We start from the raw sequence: 19,660 nt of genomic DNA on the forward strand, positions 1-19,660 counted from the left end.
AGTTTAGGAGTTGATGGTTCAAACGTTCTCCCTCGTCGATGCGCTCTCCCTCGGCGACCTCAAGGTGTATCTCGGGCGTTCCGCCCGGGTGGGCACCGATTCGGTGCGTCTGATCGCCGGCCAGGGGGTTCTCGCCGTCTATGCGTCGGTGCTTGCGCCCAAGGGTCTGCTCGACACCGGCCCGACGGTTCTCGGCCTCCGCACGTTCGCCCTGAGCGACAGGCAGCTGGAGTTCGATGAGATCGTGTCGATCCGGGCTCTCCTCGACCGGCTCGCCCTGCTCTCGGTCGTCGCGAACGGGGACACAGGGCCTGTGGAGGTCACTCTTCCGCCTTCCGAGGGCCCGACGGCGTGGGCCGGGATCTCACCGCCCCGCGGCGGCTGGACGAACCTCGGGCTCGTCGATTCGGCCGTACTGGAGAAGACCGCCGGCGACGGCATCACCGAGGTGGCAGCTGCCCTGCCCCCCGACGCCGGCGAGCAGCTCGTGCATCGCGTGCGGAGCCAGGTCTGGGGCCGCCCGATCGAGGGCATCGGCCGCCGCACACCGTCGGGCGCCGCCTTCGCCGCGGTGAGCCTCGGATTCCTCCGCCCCGACGATCCTGTCGCCCTCTACGAGTCGGGCCCCTGGACGCGGCTCAGCACCCGCCGCGGCCACATCCTGACTCGCTGACCCGGCGCAGAGCGGGGTTCCCGTCAGAGCGCCGCCGCCACCGCACGCCCCACCTGGCGGCCCGAGAACAGGCACCCACCGAGGAACGTGCCCTCGAGCGAGCGGTAGCCGTGCATCCCGCCGCCACCGAACCCGCTCGCCTCGCCCGCCGCGAACAGCCCCGGCACGGGCGACCCCGATCCGTCGAGCACCCGTCCCGAGAGGTCGGTCTGGATGCCGCCCAGCGACTTGCGCGTCAGAATGTGCAGCTTCACCGCGATCAACGGCCCGGCCGCCGGGTCGAGGAGCCGGTGCGGAGCCGCCACCCGGATCAGCTTGTCCCCGCGGTACCGCCGGGCCCCGCGCACCGCCGTGATCTGGGCGTCCTTCGTGAATTCGTGCGAGATCTCCCGGTCGCGCCCTTCGATCTCGGCGCTCACCCGCGCCGTGTCGAGCGGGGCATCGCCGGAGAGCTTCTGCATTCCCACCAGCAGCTCTTCCAGCGAGGAGGCCACGACGAAGTCGGCCCCGTGCGCCTTGAACGCCTCGACGGGCCCGGGAGCGCCGGGCCCGACGCGCGCCGCCAGCAGCCGCAGGTCCTTCCCCGTCAGATCGGGGTTCTGTTCGCTGCCCGAGAGCGCGAACTCCTTCTCGATGATCTTCTGCGTCAGCACGAACCAACTGTGGTCGTAGCCTGTCGAGAGGATGTGTTCGAGTGTTCCGAGGGTGTCGAAACCGGGGAACAGCGGCACGGGCAGGCGGCGCCCCGTGGCGTCGAGCCAGAGCGACGACGGGCCCGGCAGGATCCGGATGCCGTGGCGCTGCCAGACGGGATCGAAGTTCGTGATGCCCTCCGTGTAGTGCCACATCCGATCGGAGTTGATCAGGGTTCCCCCTGCCTGGCGGGTGATGCCGAGCATCCGACCGTCGACGTGGGCGGGCACTCCCGAGAGCAGGGATGCCGGGGGAGTGCCGAAGCGCGCCGGCCAGTTCTGCCGCACGAGGTCGTGGTTGCCCCCGATGCCGCCGCTGGTCACGATGACCGCCGACGCCGCCACCTCGAACGAGCCAACGACCGTGCGCGAACTCGTGACGCCGCGCCCGGCGGATGACGGCTCGAGAACAGCGCCGCGCACACCAGTGACGCCCCCGTCTGTCGTGGTGAGTCCATCGACCCGGTGCCGGTGCAGCAGGGTCACGAGCCCGCTCCGGACGCCCGCCCGAACCCGCCGCACGAAGGGTTCGAGCACACCGGGGCCGGTGCCCCACGTGATGTGGAAGCGCGGCACGGAGTTGCCGTGGGAGAGAGCCGTTCCGCCGCCCCGCTCCGCCCAGCCGACCACAGGGAAGAACCGCACCCCCTGCTGGCGGAGCCACGCGCGCTTCTCGCCGGCCGCGAACTGCAGGTAGGCCTCGGCCCACCGTCTCGGCCACTCATCGACGTCCCGGTCGAAGCCGGCGGAGGCGAACCAGTCCTGGCGGGCGAGTTCGAGGCTGTCGTGCACACCGAGGCGGCGCTGCTCGGGGCTGTCGACCAGAAAGAGCCCGCCGAACGACCACCAGGCCTGCCCGCCGAGGGAGGCGGCCGGCTCCTGCTCCACGATCGTCACGCGCCGGCCGGCGTCGACCAGCTCGGCGGCCGCCACGAGGCCGGCGAGCCCCGCGCCCACGATGATCACGTCGGACTGTGCAGTCATGTCAGAACTCCTTCGTTCCTACCGGGTGGGGCGACCCGGGGTGCGGCCCCACGGGCTGTGATACCTACTCGTCGAACGTGTTCACCATCGCATGCGCGGCTCGTTCGAGATAGTCCCAGAGCGTCGCATCCTGCAGCGGAGCGAGCTCGAGCGAGTCGACCGCAGCCCGCATGTGCAGCAACCATCGGTCGCGGGCGTCGGGGTTGACCTTGAACGGATTGTGGCGCATCCGGAGCCGTGGGTGGCCGCGCTCCTGGCTGTAGGTCGTCGGGCCGCCCCAATACTGTTCGAGAAAGCCGGTGAGGCGCTGGATGGCTCCCTCGAGGTCGTCCTCGGGGTACATCGCCACCAGCACGGGGTCGGAGGCGACGCCGCGATAGAACTCCCGCACGAGGCGTTCGAAGGTGGGGCGACCGCCGAGCTGCTCATAGAACGTGCTCCCGGTGGCTTCGTCGGTTCCGGATGCCGCGGCTGAAGCCGTGGGGACGACGGGGATGAGCGGGATGCCGCTGCCCGCGGCGGCCGGAGGTGTGACGGCGGGGGTGCCTGGCTGGTCGGTCATCTGTTCCGTCCTCGGGGTGTGCGCGGGCTGGTGCCGTCTGGCGGCGTGCCGCCCGATCCATTCTCCGGCGCGCCGTCGGGCCCCGGCGTCTCCGCGACCGGCACTGGGCGGGTTCGCGGCGGCCGGGAGCCCGTCACGGATGTGGCACCCTCGAAGCCGCTCAGCACGATGCTGTTCAGCGATGGCAGGTGCACGCCCATCTCATCGAGGGCGCGCTTCAGCTGGATCCGGAGTTCGCGCGCGACGTCGTCCTTGGCGTTCGTGCGCGTCTTGACAACGAGCCTGATGACCAGAGCCTCGGCGGAGATGCTCTCGAGGCCCCAGATCTCGGGCTTCTCGATCACGCGCGACCGCCACTTCGGGCTCGACGTCATCGTACTGGCCGTGTCCAGCATCTTCGCCTGCACGGCGTCGACGTCGGTGTCGTACGGCACGGCGAGGTCGATGATCACGCGCGCCCAGCCCTGCGACATGTTGCCGACCCGCAGGATCTCGCCGTTCCGCACGAACCAGAGGGTCCCATTGACGTCGCGGAGGGTCGTCACGCGGATCCCGACGGCTTCGACCACGCCGGTCGCCGGCCCGAGGTCGACGACGTCACCGACGCCCAGCTGGTCCTCGACCACCATGAACAGCCCGTTCAGCATGTCCTTGATGACGTTCTGGGCGCCGAAGCCGAGGGCCGCGCCGAGCACACCGGCAGAGGCGACGATCGCGGTCACCTGGAACTGCAACTCGCCGAGGATCATGATGAAGGCGAAGACGACGACGACCCACGTGATGAGGTTCGACAGCACGCTGCCCATGGTGCGCGTGCGCTGCACGACGCGCACCGCAGCGACCGGTGAGGTCATGATCGCCTGCGTGTCCTCGGCGTCGTGCTTCCTCTTCACCCCGGTGACGATGCGTTTCACCACGCGGTCGACCGAATGCAGCAGGATCAGGCGGATGACCAGCGCACCCAGCACGATGAAGACGATGTTGAGCAGGTGCTGGTACGAGGTGTAGAAGTTGCCGAGGTTGGTGAAGAATTCGCTCATATGGCCTCAATCGTAGCGAGGGCCCCCCAGACGATTCTGAGGGGCCCCTGATGATGCGCTCGAGTCGAGCGTGCTACTCGGCGTCGCGAGCCTGGGCGGCGAGTGCCCGCTCGACGCCCGCGAGGTTCTCCACCACGAGCCGGCGGAGCGCTGCGGGCTCCGGGTCGGTCGCCAGCCAGGCGAGGGTCGCGTCGCGGAGCTCCACCGAGGCGAGTCCCGACGGGTACAGCCCCGTGATCAGCGTTGCCGCGATCTGGTAGGTGCGGGTCTCCCAGAGCGTCTTCACGACCTCGAAGTACTTCGCGATGTACGGCGTGAGGAGCGAGGCATCCGATGCTCGCTGGAAGCCCACTGTGGTGGCCCGCACGATCAGGTTCGAGGCTGCGTCGCTGTCGACGAGGGATGCCCAGGCCGCCGCCTTGGCCTCCGCCGTCGGGATCGACGCCCGCGCGCTCGCGGCCGACTGAGCACCCGACGCGGTGTTGTCCGCGGCGAGTGCCGCGTCGATCTCGGCACTGCCGGCCTGGCCTGCAGCCACCAGGGCGGTGAGCAGGTCCCAGCTGAGGTCGGTGTCGATGCCGAGGCCCTCGAGAACGACGGAACCGTCGAGCAGCCCTGCCACGTGCCCGAGGGTCTCCTCGGTTCGGGCGGACGCTGCGAAGAACTTCACGAACTGGAACTGCTCGTCGGAGCCCGGCGCCGCGTTCCGCGCCAGCGCCCACAGCTCGTCGGCGGCCTGCGCCAGCGTCGAGGCCTGGAACGGCGGGGACACGTAGGAGTTCGCCGTCTGCACGACCTGGTTCAGCGCCGTGCGGAGCGTGGTCGACTCGTCTTCGGTCGCCACATTGCCGAGCACCAGGCGCACGAAGTCGCGGGGCTTCGTCTCGGCATCCCGTGTGGCATCCCACACCGAACCCCAGACGATCGCCCGGGCCAGCCCGTCTTCGATGGCCGCGAGGTGCGCGATCACGGTCGAGAGCGACTGCTCGTCGAGGCGGATCTTCGCGTAGGCGAGGTCATCGTCGTTCAGCAGCACGAGGTCGGGACGGTTCAGTCCGATCAGCTCATCGACCGAGGTCGAGGTGCCCGCGACATCCAGTTCCACCCGGTGGTTGCGGATCAGCGCACCCTCGTGCATGTTGTAGAACCCGATGGCGAGACGGTGCGGGCGGATGGTCGGATACGCCTCGATGGCGCTCTGCTCGATCACGAACGAGGTGATCACCCCGTCGGCGTCGGTCTCGATGACCGGGCGCAGGGTGTTGACGCCCGCGGTCTCGAGCCAGTCGGCCGACCAGCCTGAGAGGTCGCGGCCGCTGGTGTGCTCGAGTTCGAGGAGCAGGTCGCTGAGTTCTGTGTTGCCGAACTGGTGCTTCTTGAAGTAGTGGCTGACCCCGGCGAGGAACTGCTCCTGGCCGACCCAGGCGACGAGCTGCTTCAGCACGGAGGCGCCCTTGGCGTAGGTGATGCCGTCGAAGTTCACCTGCACGTCGTCGAGGTCGTTGATGGTCGCGACGATCGGGTGGGTGGAGGGAAGCTGGTCCTGGCGGTACGCCCAGCTCTTCTCGGTCGAGGCGAAGGTCGCCCAGGCGCCTTTCCACTCGGTGGCCTCAGCGGTCGCGAGGGTGGAGGCGTACTCGGCGAACGACTCGTTCAGCCAGAGGTCGTTCCACCACTTCATCGTGACCAGGTCGCCGAACCACATGTGCGCGAGCTCGTGCAGGATCGTCACGACGCGGCGCTCCCGCTGGGCATCCGTGACCTTCGAGCGGAACACGTAGGCCTCGGTGAACGTGATCGCGCCGGCATTCTCCATGGCGCCCGCATTGAATTCGGGCACGAAGAGCTGGTCGTACTTCGCGAACGGGTAGGGGTAGTCGAACGCCTTCTCGTAGAACTCGAAGCCCTGGCGGGTCTTCTCGAAAACGTAGTCGGCATCCATGTACTGCGAGAGGGAGGCACGCGAGAAGACACCGAGCGGGATGACGCGGCCGTCGCTCGAGGTGAGTTCGCTCCGCTCGACGACATAGGGGCCAGCGACGATCGCGGTGACGTACGACGACAGGATGGGGGTCGGCTCGAAGCTCCACGTCGAGATGCCCTCGCCCGCTTCCACAGGCGCCGGGGTGGGGGAGTTCGACACGACCTGCCAGTAGCTCGGCGCGGTGACCGCGAAGGTGAAGGTCGCCTTGAGGTCGGGCTGCTCGAACACCGCGAAGACGCGGCGGGAGTCCGGAACCTCGAACTGGCTGTACAGGTAGACCTCGCCGTCGACCGGGTCGACAAAGCGGTGGAGGCCCTCACCGGTGTTCGTGTAGAGCGCATCGCTCACGACGGTGAGCTCGTTCTCGGCCTGCAGGCCGTCGAGCTGGATGCGCACGCCGTCGCTGACGGCGGCGGGGTCGAGCTCGGTGCCGTTCAGCGTGACGCTCCGCACCGTCTTCGTGATCGCGTCGATGAACGTCGAGGCGCCCTCGGTCGCCGTGAAGCGCACGGTCGTGGTGCTGAGGAACGTCTCAGGGCCGGTCGTCAGGTCGAGGCTGATGTCATAACTCGACGTCGAGACGAGCGAGGCGCGCTCGCGGGCCTCATCGCGGGTGAGATTCTCTCCAGGCAACTGATGTTCTCCGAACTGGTCGTGGGGCTGATGCGGCGAACCCGGCCTCGTGGGCTGTGGGAGCCGCCGTTATTTCCGTCCTCCAGCCTAACCACTTGCAGGGCCCGGCTGACTTGTAAACTCGGGGGATGCGCATCCACCTCGGCACAGACCACGCGGGGCTCGACTTCAGCCGTCACCTCTTCGATCACCTGACCGCCGCCGGGCACGAGGTCATCGACCACGGCCCAGCGGGATACGACCCCATCGACGACTACCCCTCGTTCTGCATCAACGCGGCGCTCGGCGTCGTGCGGGACCAGCGGGCCGGCGTCGAGGCGCTCGGCATCGTCTTCGGCGGGTCAGGCAACGGCGAGCAGATCGCGGCGAACAAGGTCAACGGCGCCCGGGCCGCGCTCGTCTGGAGCGAAGCGACGGCGCTTCTGGCCCGCCAGCACAACGACGCGAACCTGATTGCGATCGGTGCGCGCCAGCACACGGTCGACGAGGCCGTCGCCTTCATCGACACGTTCATCGCCGAGCCGTTCTCGTTCGAGGAGCGTCACGCGCGCCGCATCGCACAGCTCGCGGAGTACGAGGCGACGGGCGCCATCGCGGGCATCCACGTCGGTGCCGACGTCGCCGCCAGCGCGGCCTCCGCGGAGTAACGGGTACCGGCATGCCCGAGGGTCACTCCGTCCACCGCATCGCGCTGCAGTTCGAACGCGACTTCGTCGGCCACACCGCCGCCATCAGCTCCCCGCAGGGCCGCTTCGCCGAGGGCGCCTCCGAGATCGATGGGCTTCGGATGCTGAGTTCCCACGCCATCGGCAAACAGATGTTCCTCGAGTTCGAGAACGACAAGTGGCTGCGCATCCACCTCGGTCTCTACGGCGCCTGGGACTTCTTCGGCATCGTGTCGCCGATCACCGACGAGTCGGATGCCCGCGGCAGCATGGGCGCCCCGCGGCTTCGCCGGGCTCTCCGCATGGCCGAGAGCGAGTCGGCGAAGTCCACCGACCTCGAGACGTTCCCGCCCGAACCGGTCGGCCAGGTGCGTGTGCGCCTCCTGACAGACGAGAGTGTCGCCGACCTGCGCGGGCCGACCGCCTGCGAGGTGATCGACTCCGCCCAGGTCGCCGTGGCGATCGACAAGCTCGGCCCCGACCCGGCCGAAGACGCCAGCCGGGCATCCGAAGACCGCTTCGTGAAGCGCGTGCGCACCAAACCGACGCCGATCGGGCTTCTGCTGATGGACCAGTCCGTCATCGCCGGCATCGGCAACGTCTACCGCGCTGAGCTTCTGTTCCGGGCGCGCCTGAACCCCCACACGCCCGGCAGGAACGTGTCGGTCAAGCGCCTGCGGGCGATCTGGCAGGACTGGGTGTACCTGCTCGACATCGGCATCCGCACGGGCATGATGCTCACGATGGACGACCTCTCTCCCGCCGATGAGGCGAAAGCGCGCCGCAGCCGTGCCGACCGGTACTGGGTGTACAAACGCGAGGGTCTACCCTGCCGCGTCTGCGGAACGAACATCCTGCTCGAAGAGATGGGCTCGCGAAAGCTCTACTGGTGCCCCAAAGACCAGAAGACGCCGCGCACGACGGTGGCGTCGTGAGACGAGGTATCCTCGACTCATGAGAGAAAACCAGAGCTTCGCCCAAGCCGATGACGACGAGATCCGCCGCCTGATCAGTGAGAACCCGTGGGTCACGCTGGTCAGCAACACGTCTCGTGGCCTCGTCGCGTCGCACTACCCGGTGGTGCTCGACGAGAGCGCCCCGGGCATCACGATCCTGAGTCATGTCGGGCGACCGGATGAACGCCTCCACGAACTCGGCCAGCACGAGGTGCTCGTGGTGGTGCAGGGCCCGCACGGCTACATCTCGCCGGGCTGGTACGACGCCGACCCGGCCGTGCCCACCTGGAACTTCACGGTGGCGCACCTGCACGGAGTGCCCGAGATCCTGCCGGCGGCTGAGAACCTCGAGGTGCTGGCCGCTCTGGTCGACCATTTCGAAGACAGGATGCCCGAGCCGCGCCGCATGCGGGGAACGCTCGAGAACGCCGAGTACGCGGCGCGGATCAGCGCGGGCACGGTCGGCTTCCGCCTCACTGCGACCCGCGTCGAGGCGAAGTGGAAGCTCAGCCAGAACCGTCCGGCCGAGACCGTCGAGCGGATCATCCACGAGCTGACCGACGGCGCCCACTACGCGAACCCCGCCCTCGCCGCCGAGATGCGCCGCGTGCACCCCCTCGCCCCATGACGGATGACATCTTCCTGCAGGGCGGACGGATGCCCGGGCACGAGGGCACGTTCGATGTGCTCATGGCTGACGGGCGGATCCGCGCCATCGTGCCGAGCGGCATCGTGTCGACTCCGGCCAGGTCACGCGCGCTGGCGCTCGACGGGCGCTTCTTCGTTCCCGGGCTCTGGGACAACCATGTGCACTTCACCCAATGGGCGGCGCAGGGGCGCCGGCACGACTTCTCCTCGTGGACAGCCTCGGCCGCCGACGTGCTCTCGCGGGTGGCGTCGATCGCCGGCACCGGTACGGGCGCAGGAGCAGGCGCCGTGGGCAGAGCCGGCGGTGCGACGCTGGCGCCGCTCATCGGCTTCGGCCTCCGCGACGGGCTCTGGGACTCGGCGCTCGACCGCTTCGGTCTCGATACCGTGGCGGGTGGCCGGCAGGTCATCCTGATCAGCGGCGACCTGCACTGCTGCTGGCTGAATTCGGCAGCCCTCGCCCACTTCGGGTTCGACGGGCACCCGACGGGTGTGCTGCGGGAGGACGACTGTTTCCGGGTGACTGGCCTCGTGAACGACCTGAGCGCTGAGGCGGGCGACGAACTGGCGGCTGAAGCGGCCCGCGTGGCGGCCTCCCGTGGCGTGGTCGGCATCGTCGACCTCGAAATGGCCGACAACCTGGCCGTCTGGCGTCGACGCATCGGGGCCGGCCAGCGTGACCTCCGTGTTGCGGCAGGCATCTACGCCATCCACCTCGACCAGGCGATCGAGGCGCGGATGCGCACCGGCGACATCGTTCCGAAGACCGGGGGACTGCTGAGCGTCGGCCCGTTCAAGGTCATCACCGACGGTTCCCTCAACACGCGCACCGCATACTGCTACGACGAATACCCGGGACTCGAGGGCCAGGAGGGCTCCCGTGGAATGCTCACCGTGGCTCCGGATGACCTGCTCGCCCTGCTCGAACGGGCTACGGCCGCGGGCCTGGTGCCAGCGGTGCACGCGATCGGCGACCACGCCAATGCCCTCGCGCTCGACGTGTTCGAGCGACTCGGCACGGGCGGGCGCATCGAGCACGCCCAACTGGTCGCAGAGGCCGACTTCTCACGGTTCGCCGCGGCCGGGGTGACAGCCAGTGTCCAGCCCGAACACGCGATGGACGACCGCGACGTGGCGGACCACTTCTGGGTGGGCCGCACCGACCGCGCATTCGCGCTGGCATCCCTCCGGGCCTCCGGGGCGTCACTCCTGCTCGGCTCGGATGCGCCGGTCGCCCCGCTCGACCCGTGGGTGACGATGGCCGCGGCCGTCGGGCGTTCCCGCGACCAGCGCCCCCCGTGGCATCCGGAGCAGCGCATCGCGGCGGCTGAGGCTCTCGCTGCGTCGGCCAACGGCACGTCGCTCATCGGCGTGGGCATGCCAGCCGACCTCGTCGTCACCGACCTCGACCCGCTCGCCTGCAGCACCGACGACCTCCGAAAGATGCCGGTCTCGGCGACCTTCCTCGCAGGTCGCCCGACGCACCTCGCCTCGTGGGCTGCGGCCCTCGCCTGACAGCCTCCGCTGAGACCGTCGTGCGGTCAGACCGTCGCGATGTGTGCGAAGAGGAACCAGCGGTCCTTCTCGAGGCTCCGCGCGATCTGGATCGCCACGTCCTGGCTGGGGGCATCGATAGCGCCCAGCTCGGTGATCGCCTTGTTCACGCTGACGAGCAGCGCGTCGATCGAGGCGACGAGCACGGCCACCATGACCTCGGCGGGCTGGAACCCGGCGGGCAGCTCGGGGAGCGTCGTCTTCGCTGCGACGGTTCCGACGCGGGCGTCGATCGGCAGGCCCAGGGCGACGACGCGCTCAGCGGCGGTGTCGGCGTGGTCTTCGGCGTGCTCGACGATCTCATCGATCAGCTCGTGCACGGCGATGAAGTTCGCGCCGCGAACGTGCCAGTGGGCCTGCTTGCCGTTCAGCACGAGAGCCTGCGAGTCGATGACGACCTGGCTCAGGAACTGCGCGGCGGCGGCGGCGACATCCGGGTTGGACGAGCTCTTGGTGGTGGTGACAACGTCGGACATGACGTCTCCCTTCGTAAGTGTTCGACCCATCGGGCGGGTCATTGACTCCAACGTTACTCAGCCTCGAATGTTGCGCAAGCAAGCTGAGGCTCGGCTTAGGAAGGGCAGGATTACCTGTATTCATGCGGATCTCACGTCAGCAGCCACGCTGCTCGGAGTCTGTGGGCCAGCGGATGTCGAGCACAGTTCCGGGTTGCACGTTGAGCGGGTCCGAGCAGGGGAAGTTCACCCGGACGACGTCTGCGACCTGCAGGTTGAAGCGAGAGGCGATCGCGAGCACCTGGTCCTCCTTCACCACGGTGTAGCGGTATTCGTAGTCGTTGATCTGCTTCACCTTGCCGACCGCGTAGGACTGGGGGCCCGTGTCCTCGACCTCGGGCGTGTTCGCGGTGTTCCCGCCATCCGTCTGGCCGCCCATCGCATTGGGCGGTGTGGGCGGGGGAGGCGGTTCCGGCGTGGTTGTGACCGTCGGGATCGGCGTGGGTGTCGGTGTCGGTGTCGGCGTGGGTGTCGGCGTGACCGTGATGGTCTGTGTGGGCGCCGGACTCAGCTTCATCGCCGTCGTGCAACCGGTCACGGTGAGCGCCGATACTGCCGCTATGGCGAGCAGGGCTGTGAGACGCCGGCGGGAGTGGGGCATCCACCCATCTTCGCTCGTCCGGCCGCGGTCGGACAGTCCTCATTTGTCAGGACGCGGCCGCGCCCAGGTTGGCCGGCGAGCTATTTCGCAACCGGTACGGCCGCACTCGTCCGGCTGGCTGTCACGTAGTGCGCCTTCGTCCCCGTCACCCTGACGCTGATCGAGGTGCCCGCGTCGGCCTTCACGAGGGTGTACGTCGATTTCGATGCACCGGGGATCGCCGATCCGTTCCGAAGCCACTGGTAGCTGAGCGCCACTGGGGCGGGGGTCCACGTTCCCGGCTGAGCAGTCAGCGTGTACCCCGCTTTGGCGGTACCCACCACCTTCGGCACCGGCATCGCCGACAGGGCGACCAGAGGGATGGAGACGGCCGCACTGGTTCTGATCGAGGTCGTGTAGCCCGCTTTCTTCACGGTCACGGTCACCGTCACCTTCGTGCCGGCGTCATCGACTGTCGGGGTGTACGTCGACTTCGTCGCTCCCGCGAGGGCGGTGCCGTTCCTTGACCACTGGTAGCTGTGCGTCACCGGCGCCGGCGCCCAGGTGCCCGCCTCGGCGGTCAGGATGCTTCCCACCTTCGCCGTGCCCATCACCGTCGGCACCGGCGCTGCCGTGAGCGGGTACGAGACCGACAGCGAGTAGGCCCTGCCCCAGGATGGCGCGTAGTCGTAGCCCGAGACATCGATGTAGACGCGACCCTTCGGCAACGTGACCAGCTGGCTCCTCAGCCAGCTGCCGTCGTAACGATCGCCCGTCAGAGGGAAGCTGTAGAGACGGCTCCCGGATGCGCTCAGCACATCGACGTCGTACGACCTGTCGGCACCGAGGCCGGAGGGGAATCGCACGTCGAGGATCGTGCGACCCGCGACGGGCACATCGATGGCGTAGTAGTCGTCGTCAGAGTTCGATGTTCCGAGGAGCGAGCCCGACACGGTGGTGCCGAGTGCCAGAACGTCTGCTCTGGATGTCGAGCCGTTCGGCTCGGTCTCGACCGTGCCAGCGGTGGAGGTCGCGGTCAGCGTGTACTTCTTACCCCAGGACGGCTGATACGAGTACCCCGAGATGTCGATGAACACCCGGCCCTTGGGCACGAACATCGCCTTCGAGCGGAGCGCCGATCCGTCGGACTGATCACCCGACACGGGAAAACCGAACAACGTGGTGCCTGTCGCGTTCAGAACGTCGACGTAGTAAACGCGGTCTGTGCCGAGATCCGCGGGGAACTGCAGGTCGAGCGTGAGACGACCGTCTGCCGGCACATCGACGGCGTAGTAGTCGTCATCATCGTTCGACGTGCCGAGCAGCGACGCCGAAATCCTCGAATTCAGAGCGAGAACGTCCGCCTTCGCCGTCGTTCCGTTCGGTTCGGTCTCCACGTGGCCGGGAGTCAACGACACTGTCAGCGAATACGGCCGCCCCCACGACGGTTGGTAGGAATACCCGGAGATGTCGATGTAGACCCGTCCCACCGGCGTGAACATCACCTGTGACAGCAGCTTGGTGCCGTCGGACTCACCGCCGGACACCGGGAACCCGTACAGGGCCGAGCCCGTGGCGTTCCGCACAGTGACGTAGTAGGCCCGGTCGGTGCCGAGGTCTGATGGAAAGCGCAGATCGAGAAGCAGCCGTCCGTCTGCCGTCACATCGACGGCGTAGACGTCGTCGTCGGAGCTCGACGTGCCCTGCAGGGTGCCTGCGACGGTGGAACCGAGCGCCAGCACGTTCGCGGTGGATGTCGAACCATTGGGTTCGGATTCTGAAACGGTCGCCGCGGTCGCCGCGGTCGCCGCGGTCGCCGCGGTCGCCGCGGTCGTTCCGGTTGCCACCAACGCCACCGCCAGAAGCGCAGTCGACACAGCAAGGGCGAGTATCCGCCTCGGTCGACGCGCTACAGTCTCTTCGCTCATCTGAAATTTTCCCCCGCGCCCCAGCGCACCCCCGAAACGCCGACCCGGCGTGACGTCTGAAAGTACCACGGCGTGTGATGCGAGCGATCGACCCCATTAGGGGGTGATCGGGAGTGCGCTGCCGACTGATATTCGTCAACCTGTGCACCGCCGGATAGGCTCTCGACATGGAATTCAGATGCCCGAACTGCGGCCACGAGGTCGGCCGTGAGGACGACGCGGAGCAGGTGGCGTCGTTCCTGCCCGGCCAGTGGATCTGTCCCGAATGCGGCTGGCAGGCGGAGACGAACGCCAGCATCTTCCCCTGATCGAGGCCAGCCTCGGCGCCGTGGTTCCTACTGCACGGTGCTGGTCGCCGTCGGTGAGGCCTTGGCCGTCCCCTTCGCGGGCGGAGCATCCAGAACCGTGGCGCTCGCGGCTGTCTTCGCGGTCGCGGTGTTGTAGCCGAGCCTCGACGCTGTCACCTGAGCCGTGATCCGATGGCCCCTGTCGGCTGCGACGACACTGTGCGTCGAGCCGGTCGCACCGGAGATCACGACGCCGTCGCGGTACCAGGCGTAGGCGAAGGTGAGGCCGGTCGTGTTCCAGGTGCCGGTCGTCACCTTCATGACCTGGCCGACCTGCGCAGCGCCCGAGAGTGCAGGCGGGGCGGTGCTCAGGGCGCGCGGGCCGACCGAGACGACGGCTGTCGCAAGGGTCGTGGCGGAGGCGTCGGCATAGGAGGCGGAGGTGGCGTTCACCCGGGCCGAGATTTTCTGGCCGAGCGCCGATCCGTCGATCGTGTAGGTCGACTTCGTCGCCCCGGCGATCGACGCGCCGTTCAGGTACCACTGGTAGGTGTAGCTGAGGCCGGGCTGGCTCCACGTGCCGCTCGACACCGTCAGCGTCGATCCCACCTGCGTCGTTCCCGTGATCGCGGGCCGCACTGTGTTCACCGGCGCCGCCATCTTGATCGTCGTCGCGGTGCTGGGGGAGACGACCGAGCTCGGCGAGTATCCCGGCGTCGTCGCGGTCACCCGGATGCTCAGCTTCTTGCTCACGTCGGAAGGTGTGACCCGGTGTGACGGCGAGGTCTCACCGGCAATCTCCGTGCCGTCGGCGAGCCACTGGTAGCCGAAGGCGACACCGGGTCGGTCTCAGGTGCCCGATGTGGCGACGAGGATGCGCCCCACCTGCGCGGTGCCATCGATCTTCGGAGGCACCGTGTTCACGGCCGGGAGTCCCGCAAGCACCGTGACCTCTGCCGTGCTCACAACCGCCGGCTGGTATCCCGGCGTCGTCAGGTGCACCTGAACCAGATAGCGGTGGCCGTAGTCAGCAGCGGACAACACTCTGACGGTGTCGCACGCACCGACCGGGCCATCCGGCTTGCCGTCCCGGAACCAGGCGCACGTGGTCTGGTAGTCGGGCAGGTTCCAGTACCCCTTGTCGACCTTCAGCGTATTGCCCACACGAGGGGCGCCGGAGAGGGACGGTGCCTTCACCGGCACCGGGGCGGGCCCGAGCGCCACTGTCGTCGTGGGGGCACTGACCGACGGGGACGGAGCCTCACGCTCCGCGCCTGAGACGGGGAGCACGGAGACCGTCATCACCTGACCGACCGCGAGCGGGGTGACCAGTTTTCTCCCGTTGGTGGATGTGCCGACGTACTTCGATCCGGCGTACCAGCGGTAGGTGAACTGCGTCGGAGAGCCCGTCCAGACTCCGGGATCTGCGGTGAGGTACTGGCCCACCGTCGGGTCGCCCGAGATGACGGGTGGGGATGTAGCGACGTAGCGGGGTTGGAACGTCGGCGCGCAACTGAGCACGCTCGTGTAGTCACCGTAGCCCGGGGCCGAAACGGTGAGATCGAGTTTCAGGTCCCGGTAGACGAAGCCGAACTCCTCGCTCGACGAGAGGGGGACGACGACGGACTGCCCCACTCCGACCTCCTTCGTCCAGCTGTTGTCGCTACCCTGGGTGTGGCCGTAAATGGACCACCGGTACCGGGCGGAGACATCCACCGGCCACGCGCCCAGGTCGACGGTGAGCGTCTTCCCGTACTGGCACACACCCTGCAGGGAGGGGCTCGTCGTCGGAACGAGACCGGGACTGAGCCGCACGTCTCGCACCGCAGAGGTGGGATGGCTGGAACCGCTCAGGTAGACGGTCGAGGTGGCCAAGGCAGGCGAAGCCGTGGCCGGCGGCTGCAGCACCAGACGGAGGTAGGCGTCCTCCACGAGGGCGACCCTGTACAACCCCGCCGAATCGGTGACTGTCGTCGCGTACGTTCTGTAGTCCTCGCATTCGGAGTACAGGCACATCGACTGAGCAAGCACCGTGGTTCCGGGCACGACAGACCCCGACGGGGCGGTGACTGTTCCGGACACGGTCGGACTGTCATCCGCCCCTGCACCTGGTGCGATCGTGGCGGATGCGATGACGACGAGCACCGCTGCCAGGAAGACGGCGAGAGGTCGACGTCTGCGTATCACGGTGTTCCCCCGAACGAGTTGTTGTCCGGTCAGTGTGCCCGATGAGGAGAGGGGATGACCAGTGCCCGCCCGCCTCTACTTGGCCGTGATGATCGCCGTGGGAGCAGCTTTGGCAGTTCCGTTCTGGTAGCCCGCCTTCTTCACCGTCACGGTCATGCCGATACGAGAGCCCTGGTCAGGTTTCGTGAGCAGGTAGGTGGTCTTTGTGGCCCCACTGATCGCGCTGCCGTTTCGAGTCCACTGGTACGAATAGATCAGCCCGCCGGTCGACCAACTGCCATGAGTCGACGTGAGGGTCTGGCCGACGATCGTCTTTCCGGTTATCGCGGGGGCCGCGGTGCTCGTGGGGGCTGTGCCCTGCGTGACCTGGGCCGTGGGCGCACTCGTGGCCTTTCTCGTCGGCGATCCGCCCGATGATGCGGTCACGGCGACCGTGATCGTCTTTACCTGATCGGCTGCGGTGAGGACGTAGGTCGTGCCTGTTCCGATGACCGCAGTCGAGCCAGAGCGGACCCACGCATAGGTGAAGGTGAGGCCCGTTCTGCTCCACACCCCGGGGGTCGCCGTCACCGTCCGACCGACCGATGCTGTTCCCGAGATAGCCGGCAGCGTCTTGACGGTGGGCGGTGCATTCCCGACGACCCCGCTCGAAGCGCTTTTCGCGCTCGCCGAGTTGTACCCGGGCTTCGACAGCGTGACGTGAACCGAGATCCGATGGCCCAGATCCGCGGCGACGACTTTGAGATACGAGTTTGCGCCACTGGAGATGACGGCGCCGTCTCGATACCAGGTGTACGAGTAGGCGAAGTTCTCCACGCCGTGCTTGTCCCACTCGCCCGCGTAGGCCCTCAGATCTCCCGTGACGTACGGCGTCCCCGAGATCGTCGGCAGGATCGTGTTGACCGGACGCGGGCCGTACGAAACGGCAGCGGTCGGAAGAGTCGTGGCCATCCCGTCTTCGTAGAGTGCCGAGGTGACGGTCACCCGCACAGAGAGTCGCTTGGTGAGCAGCGAGACGCCGGCTGTGAAGGTCCCCCTGGTGGCCCCCGGAATCGCCACTCCATCAGCAAGCCACTGATAGTGCGGGGTGATGCTCTGCGTCCACGTACCGGATGAGACGGTCAGCGACTGACCGACCTGAGCAGTGCCGGTGATCGCTGGTTGAACGTTCGCTACGGGCGCCTTCCTCTTCGTCACTGTTGCGGTGGACGGCGAGAGGACCTTCACGGGCACGTAGTCCCCGGACGTGGCCGTCACCTGGACCCGGAACTTCTTGCCCTGGTCCGTCAACGCGATGGCGTACGACGGCGACGTCTGGCCGGCGATCGGTGTCTCATCGGCCAGCCACTGGTAGCTGAACTTCGACGCGGCTCCCGTCCAGGTTCCGAGCGTGGCGGTGAGAGTCTGGCCGAGTTGCGCAGTTCCCTTGACCATCGGAAGGGCGGAGTTGGTGGGAGGATCGCCAGGTCCGACGGTCACCGTGCTGCTTGTGGCTCTCGCGGGTGCGTACCCCGAGCGGGAAGCGTACACCTGGGTGGCGAAGGTGTGGCCGAAGTCGGCCTGTGTCAGGATTCGAGGGGAGCCGCAGCTGTACATGGCCCCATCGGGAGTGCCGTCTTTCAGCCACTGGCAGGTGTAACTGAGGTCCGGTACGTCCCAGGTGCCCGGGTTGACCGTCAGAGCCATTCCGACGCGGGGATCGCCGAGAATCGTCGGCGCGCTGGTCGACGATGCGGCAGGGCCCTGGAGCACGACGCTGGTCGGACCGCTTCGTACAGAGCGCGAAGCTGGGCGTTCAGGGCCAGAGACGGGGAGGACATCCACTGTGTAGACCTGGCCGAGTGCGCTCCCCGTGACGAGCTTCCTGCGATCGGTACCCGTGCCGACGAATCGACCATTGACGTACCACCGGTAGGTGAACTCGGTCGGGGTCCCGCTCCAGACTCCCGGGTCGACGGTGAGGTATTGGCCGACGATCGGCTCCCCGGAGATGGTGGGTGGGGTTGTCACGGAATACGCCGGCTGTCTGGTCGGCGAGCAGACGAGAGTCGTCTGGTAGTCGCCGAAACCCGGAGCCGAGACCACGAGCGTGAGAGTGAGATCCGTGTAGCGCCATCCGACGTCATAGTAGAAAGACTGTGAGATAGGCACGGTGAGCGATTGTTCAGTCGACTCCGTTCTCACCGACAAGCTGTAGGAGCCATCGTGGCCGTAGGTCGTCCACAGGTAGGCGACCGTGACATCGGTCGGCCACGTGCCGGGGTTGCCCGTCAAGGTCCTCCCGTATTGGCAGACACCGTCGATTGCCGGTTGCGCCGTAGGAATCAGTCGCGCCAGCAGTCGTACGTCCTTGCGGATCGGGTTGGGGTTGTCCGTGCGGGCGAAGCGCGCTGTCGTGGCTGCCAGGGGAGGAACCGTGGTCGAGGGTGCCTCGACGATGAGTTGGAAAAGGCCCAACGATTGACTTATCTCGTAGTGTCCGACCGCATCCGATGTCGTCTTCGCGTACGTCGTGTAGTTGAGACAGGCGACATCAGAGCATGCCGCGGCCGTGATGGATGCTCCTGCCACGACCTTGCCCGCCGGATCGTAGATCACGCCCGAGACGGTCAACGCTTCATCCGCCTCGGCCACCGGGGCCAGACCGACCGCCCCGCCGACGACGAGCATCGCAGCGAGCACTCCGCTGAGCAGCCTGAACCTGTGAATCACGCCGTTCCCCCGAACCACAACCGATGAACCCAGTGGGTCGGATGCGTGTACCGATTGAGAGAACTGCGTCTCTTCCGGTCGCCGTTACTTCGCATCGGCGGCGGTTACCGTTGCGCTCGGAGACGTCATTGCGGTCGCGGTGTTGTAGCCGGTCTTCGACACCGTCACCTGCGCGGTGAGTCTGTGGCCCGTGTCGGCGGCGCTGACGGTGTGCGAGGAGCTTGCCGCGCCGGTGATCACGACTCCGTCGCGATACCAGGCGTAGGCGTACGCCAGTCCGGGCGCCGACCAGGTGCCTGTCGACACTGTGAGAACCTGGCCGACCTGCGCCTAAGTAAACACTTCACCTTGTCATCGAAGGAGATCCGGGCCCCGGCACGACCGGCACCGTGGCCTCGCCCTTCATGGTGAACGCGTAGTCTGCTTCACGGAGCGGCATATTCCGAAGCAGGTAGGCGGTACTGCCCATTTGCGCCACTGTTACAGGGTCTGCATACCTAGTCAAAGTAATTTTTTGGCGGCGTCCCGGCCAAACCCTCGCAAAACCCGGGCCAATCATGCGGTTCATCTGGCGAGAGATCGCATCCGTGGTCTGGCGAGTCTCGGCTGATGTGAGGATCACATGAACAAAGAGACCATTCATTCCCCAGGAGACGAAGTTCACCCGACCATCGTCCCGTTCCAGATCTCGGCCCCCATGATCGAATCCGAGAGTAGCGAACCCATTCGAGCCGCCCTCTTTCATGCGATTTTGAAGCAATCCGATCCGAACTACGGTACCTCGCGGCGGCAATCTCGTCCTATAGAAACTTTGAAGCAAGCGAGCGTCAGCGTTACCACGCCGTCGCCGATCTACTTCCGCCCGGACGATAGCGACCTTAGTTGCCCACCTTGCGAAGGCCGCAACATTCGAAACCGGAATTGTGTTTACCGTGGGTCTATACGATTTTCGGTGTAACTCCTGAGCAAGGAGGAACCGAATGACTGACGTGAAGATCGACGTGGAGGACGAGGCCGTGGCGACGGTGAAGCATGACGGCTTGGTCGATGGCCGGCTGGT

18 protein-coding genes are annotated in these 19,660 nt (G+C 67.2%); 6 read left to right on the forward strand and 12 right to left on the reverse strand.

Going from position 1 to position 19,660, the window contains the following annotated elements; genetic code table 11:
* Nucleotides 1-13 precede the first annotated feature (13 nt).
* Nucleotides 14-673, forward strand: a complete 660-nt coding sequence (locus tag B7R21_RS06125; protein WP_116282371.1) for a hypothetical protein — start codon at nucleotides 14-16, stop codon at nucleotides 671-673.
* Nucleotides 674-696: 23 nt separating this feature from the next.
* Here the strand turns inward: B7R21_RS06125 and B7R21_RS06130 are convergent, their stop codons facing one another.
* The 4 genes from B7R21_RS06130 to pepN form a co-directional block, all read right to left on the reverse strand.
* Nucleotides 697-2,349 (reverse strand): FAD-binding dehydrogenase, encoded by a 1,653-nt coding sequence (locus B7R21_RS06130; RefSeq protein ID WP_116282372.1) that lies wholly within the window; start codon nucleotides 2,347-2,349, stop codon nucleotides 697-699.
* Nucleotides 2,350-2,413: 64 nt separating this feature from the next.
* A complete protein-coding gene (locus tag B7R21_RS06135; protein ID WP_116282373.1) occupies nucleotides 2,414-2,911 on the reverse strand; it encodes a globin in 498 nt (165 codons plus the stop codon).
* Nucleotides 2,908-3,951: a mechanosensitive ion channel family protein gene (locus tag B7R21_RS06140; protein WP_116282374.1), complete on the reverse strand. Its 1,044-nt coding sequence runs from the start codon at nucleotides 3,949-3,951 to the stop codon at nucleotides 2,908-2,910. Before B7R21_RS06140 ends, B7R21_RS06135 begins: the two co-directional genes overlap by 4 nt.
* A 73-nt stretch (nucleotides 3,952-4,024) precedes the next feature.
* Nucleotides 4,025-6,568, reverse strand: a complete 2,544-nt coding sequence (gene pepN / locus B7R21_RS06145; protein ID WP_116282375.1) for an aminopeptidase N — start codon at nucleotides 6,566-6,568, stop codon at nucleotides 4,025-4,027.
* Nucleotides 6,569-6,696: 128 nt separating this feature from the next.
* Between pepN and B7R21_RS06150 the strand changes: the two genes are divergently transcribed.
* The 4 genes from B7R21_RS06150 to B7R21_RS06165 are packed head-to-tail and all read left to right on the forward strand — an operon-like array spanning nucleotide 6,697 to nucleotide 10,352.
* A complete protein-coding gene (locus tag B7R21_RS06150; protein WP_116282376.1) occupies nucleotides 6,697-7,215 on the forward strand; it encodes a ribose-5-phosphate isomerase in 519 nt (172 codons plus the stop codon).
* 11 nt (nucleotides 7,216-7,226) lie between these two features.
* On the forward strand, nucleotides 7,227-8,168 hold the full coding sequence (locus B7R21_RS06155; protein ID WP_116282377.1) for an Fpg/Nei family DNA glycosylase: 942 nt from the start codon (nucleotides 7,227-7,229) through the stop codon (nucleotides 8,166-8,168).
* A gap of 19 nt (nucleotides 8,169-8,187) precedes the next feature.
* Nucleotides 8,188-8,817, forward strand: coding sequence for an FMN-binding negative transcriptional regulator (locus B7R21_RS06160; RefSeq protein WP_116282378.1), 630 nt, complete (start codon nucleotides 8,188-8,190; stop codon nucleotides 8,815-8,817).
* Nucleotides 8,814-10,352 (forward strand): amidohydrolase, encoded by a 1,539-nt coding sequence (locus tag B7R21_RS06165; RefSeq protein WP_116282379.1) that lies wholly within the window; start codon nucleotides 8,814-8,816, stop codon nucleotides 10,350-10,352. Before B7R21_RS06160 ends, B7R21_RS06165 begins: the two co-directional genes overlap by 4 nt.
* Before the next feature lie 26 nt (nucleotides 10,353-10,378).
* Here B7R21_RS06165 and B7R21_RS06170 read toward each other — a convergent pair whose 3' ends face one another.
* The 3 genes from B7R21_RS06170 to B7R21_RS06180 all read right to left on the reverse strand — a co-directional run bounded on the left by B7R21_RS06170 (nucleotide 10,379) and on the right by B7R21_RS06180 (nucleotide 13,363).
* Nucleotides 10,379-10,867 carry a Dps family protein gene (locus B7R21_RS06170; protein ID WP_116282380.1) on the reverse strand — a complete coding sequence of 163 codons (489 nt, stop codon included), beginning with the start codon at nucleotides 10,865-10,867 and terminating at the stop codon, nucleotides 10,379-10,381.
* Between the two features lie 136 nt (nucleotides 10,868-11,003).
* Nucleotides 11,004-11,507, reverse strand: a complete 504-nt coding sequence (locus B7R21_RS20395) for a LysM peptidoglycan-binding domain-containing protein (RefSeq protein ID WP_116282381.1) — start codon at nucleotides 11,505-11,507, stop codon at nucleotides 11,004-11,006.
* 80 nt (nucleotides 11,508-11,587) lie between these two features.
* A complete protein-coding gene (locus tag B7R21_RS06180) occupies nucleotides 11,588-13,363 on the reverse strand; it encodes a hypothetical protein (protein ID WP_172592073.1) in 1,776 nt (591 codons plus the stop codon).
* A gap of 218 nt (nucleotides 13,364-13,581) precedes the next feature.
* On the opposite strand from B7R21_RS06180, the gene B7R21_RS20015 reads away from it, so the two are divergent.
* Nucleotides 13,582-13,722 carry a hypothetical protein gene (locus tag B7R21_RS20015; protein ID WP_172592074.1) on the forward strand — a complete coding sequence of 47 codons (141 nt, stop codon included), beginning with the start codon at nucleotides 13,582-13,584 and terminating at the stop codon, nucleotides 13,720-13,722.
* A 27-nt stretch (nucleotides 13,723-13,749) separates the two neighbouring features.
* Here B7R21_RS20015 and B7R21_RS06190 read toward each other — a convergent pair whose 3' ends face one another.
* From B7R21_RS06190 to B7R21_RS19680, 5 genes are all read right to left on the reverse strand, one after another.
* Complete coding sequence (locus tag B7R21_RS06190) at nucleotides 13,750-14,454, reverse strand: hypothetical protein (RefSeq protein WP_147305823.1); 705 nt, start codon at nucleotides 14,452-14,454, stop codon at nucleotides 13,750-13,752.
* 96 nt (nucleotides 14,455-14,550) lie between these two features.
* The gene (locus B7R21_RS06195) at nucleotides 14,551-15,888 is read right to left on the reverse strand and encodes a carboxypeptidase-like regulatory domain-containing protein (RefSeq protein ID WP_147305824.1); all 1,338 of its coding nucleotides are present in this window, start codon (nucleotides 15,886-15,888) and stop codon (nucleotides 14,551-14,553) included.
* Nucleotides 15,889-15,963: 75 nt separating this feature from the next.
* Nucleotides 15,964-18,600, reverse strand: coding sequence for a hypothetical protein (locus tag B7R21_RS06200; protein ID WP_116282385.1), 2,637 nt, complete (start codon nucleotides 18,598-18,600; stop codon nucleotides 15,964-15,966).
* 84 nt (nucleotides 18,601-18,684) lie between these two features.
* Nucleotides 18,685-18,906 carry a hypothetical protein gene (locus B7R21_RS06205; RefSeq protein ID WP_116282386.1) on the reverse strand — a complete coding sequence of 74 codons (222 nt, stop codon included), beginning with the start codon at nucleotides 18,904-18,906 and terminating at the stop codon, nucleotides 18,685-18,687.
* A gap of 37 nt (nucleotides 18,907-18,943) precedes the next feature.
* Complete coding sequence (locus tag B7R21_RS19680) at nucleotides 18,944-19,264, reverse strand: hypothetical protein (protein ID WP_147305825.1); 321 nt, start codon at nucleotides 19,262-19,264, stop codon at nucleotides 18,944-18,946.
* Between the last annotated feature and the right edge of the window lie 396 nt (nucleotides 19,265-19,660).

The sequence above is a fragment of the Subtercola boreus genome (genome assembly GCF_003399625.1).
GTDB lineage: Bacteria > Actinomycetota > Actinomycetes > Actinomycetales > Microbacteriaceae > Subtercola > Subtercola boreus_C.

Excerpts from the sequence above, each read along its gene's own strand:
- B7R21_RS06160 (WP_116282378.1), top strand. The coding sequence starts at position 8,188 with ATGAGAGAAAACCAGAGCTTCGCCCAAGCCGATGACGACGAGATCCGC.
- B7R21_RS06155 (WP_116282377.1), top strand. The coding sequence starts at position 7,227 with ATGCCCGAGGGTCACTCCGTCCACCGCATCGCGCTGCAGTTCGAACGC.
- B7R21_RS20015 (WP_172592074.1), top strand. The coding sequence starts at position 13,582 with ATGGAATTCAGATGCCCGAACTGCGGCCACGAGGTCGGCCGTGAGGAC.
- B7R21_RS06165 (WP_116282379.1), top strand. The coding sequence starts at position 8,814 with ATGACGGATGACATCTTCCTGCAGGGCGGACGGATGCCCGGGCACGAG.
- B7R21_RS06125 (WP_116282371.1), top strand. The coding sequence starts at position 14 with ATGGTTCAAACGTTCTCCCTCGTCGATGCGCTCTCCCTCGGCGACCTC.
- B7R21_RS06130 (WP_116282372.1), bottom strand. The coding sequence starts at position 2,349 with ATGACTGCACAGTCCGACGTGATCATCGTGGGCGCGGGGCTCGCCGGC.
- B7R21_RS06135 (WP_116282373.1), bottom strand. The coding sequence starts at position 2,911 with ATGACCGACCAGCCAGGCACCCCCGCCGTCACACCTCCGGCCGCCGCG.
- B7R21_RS06140 (WP_116282374.1), bottom strand. The coding sequence starts at position 3,951 with ATGAGCGAATTCTTCACCAACCTCGGCAACTTCTACACCTCGTACCAG.
- B7R21_RS20395 (WP_116282381.1), bottom strand. The coding sequence starts at position 11,507 with ATGCCCCACTCCCGCCGGCGTCTCACAGCCCTGCTCGCCATAGCGGCA.
- B7R21_RS06150 (WP_116282376.1), top strand. The coding sequence starts at position 6,697 with ATGCGCATCCACCTCGGCACAGACCACGCGGGGCTCGACTTCAGCCGT.
- B7R21_RS06170 (WP_116282380.1), bottom strand. The coding sequence starts at position 10,867 with ATGTCCGACGTTGTCACCACCACCAAGAGCTCGTCCAACCCGGATGTC.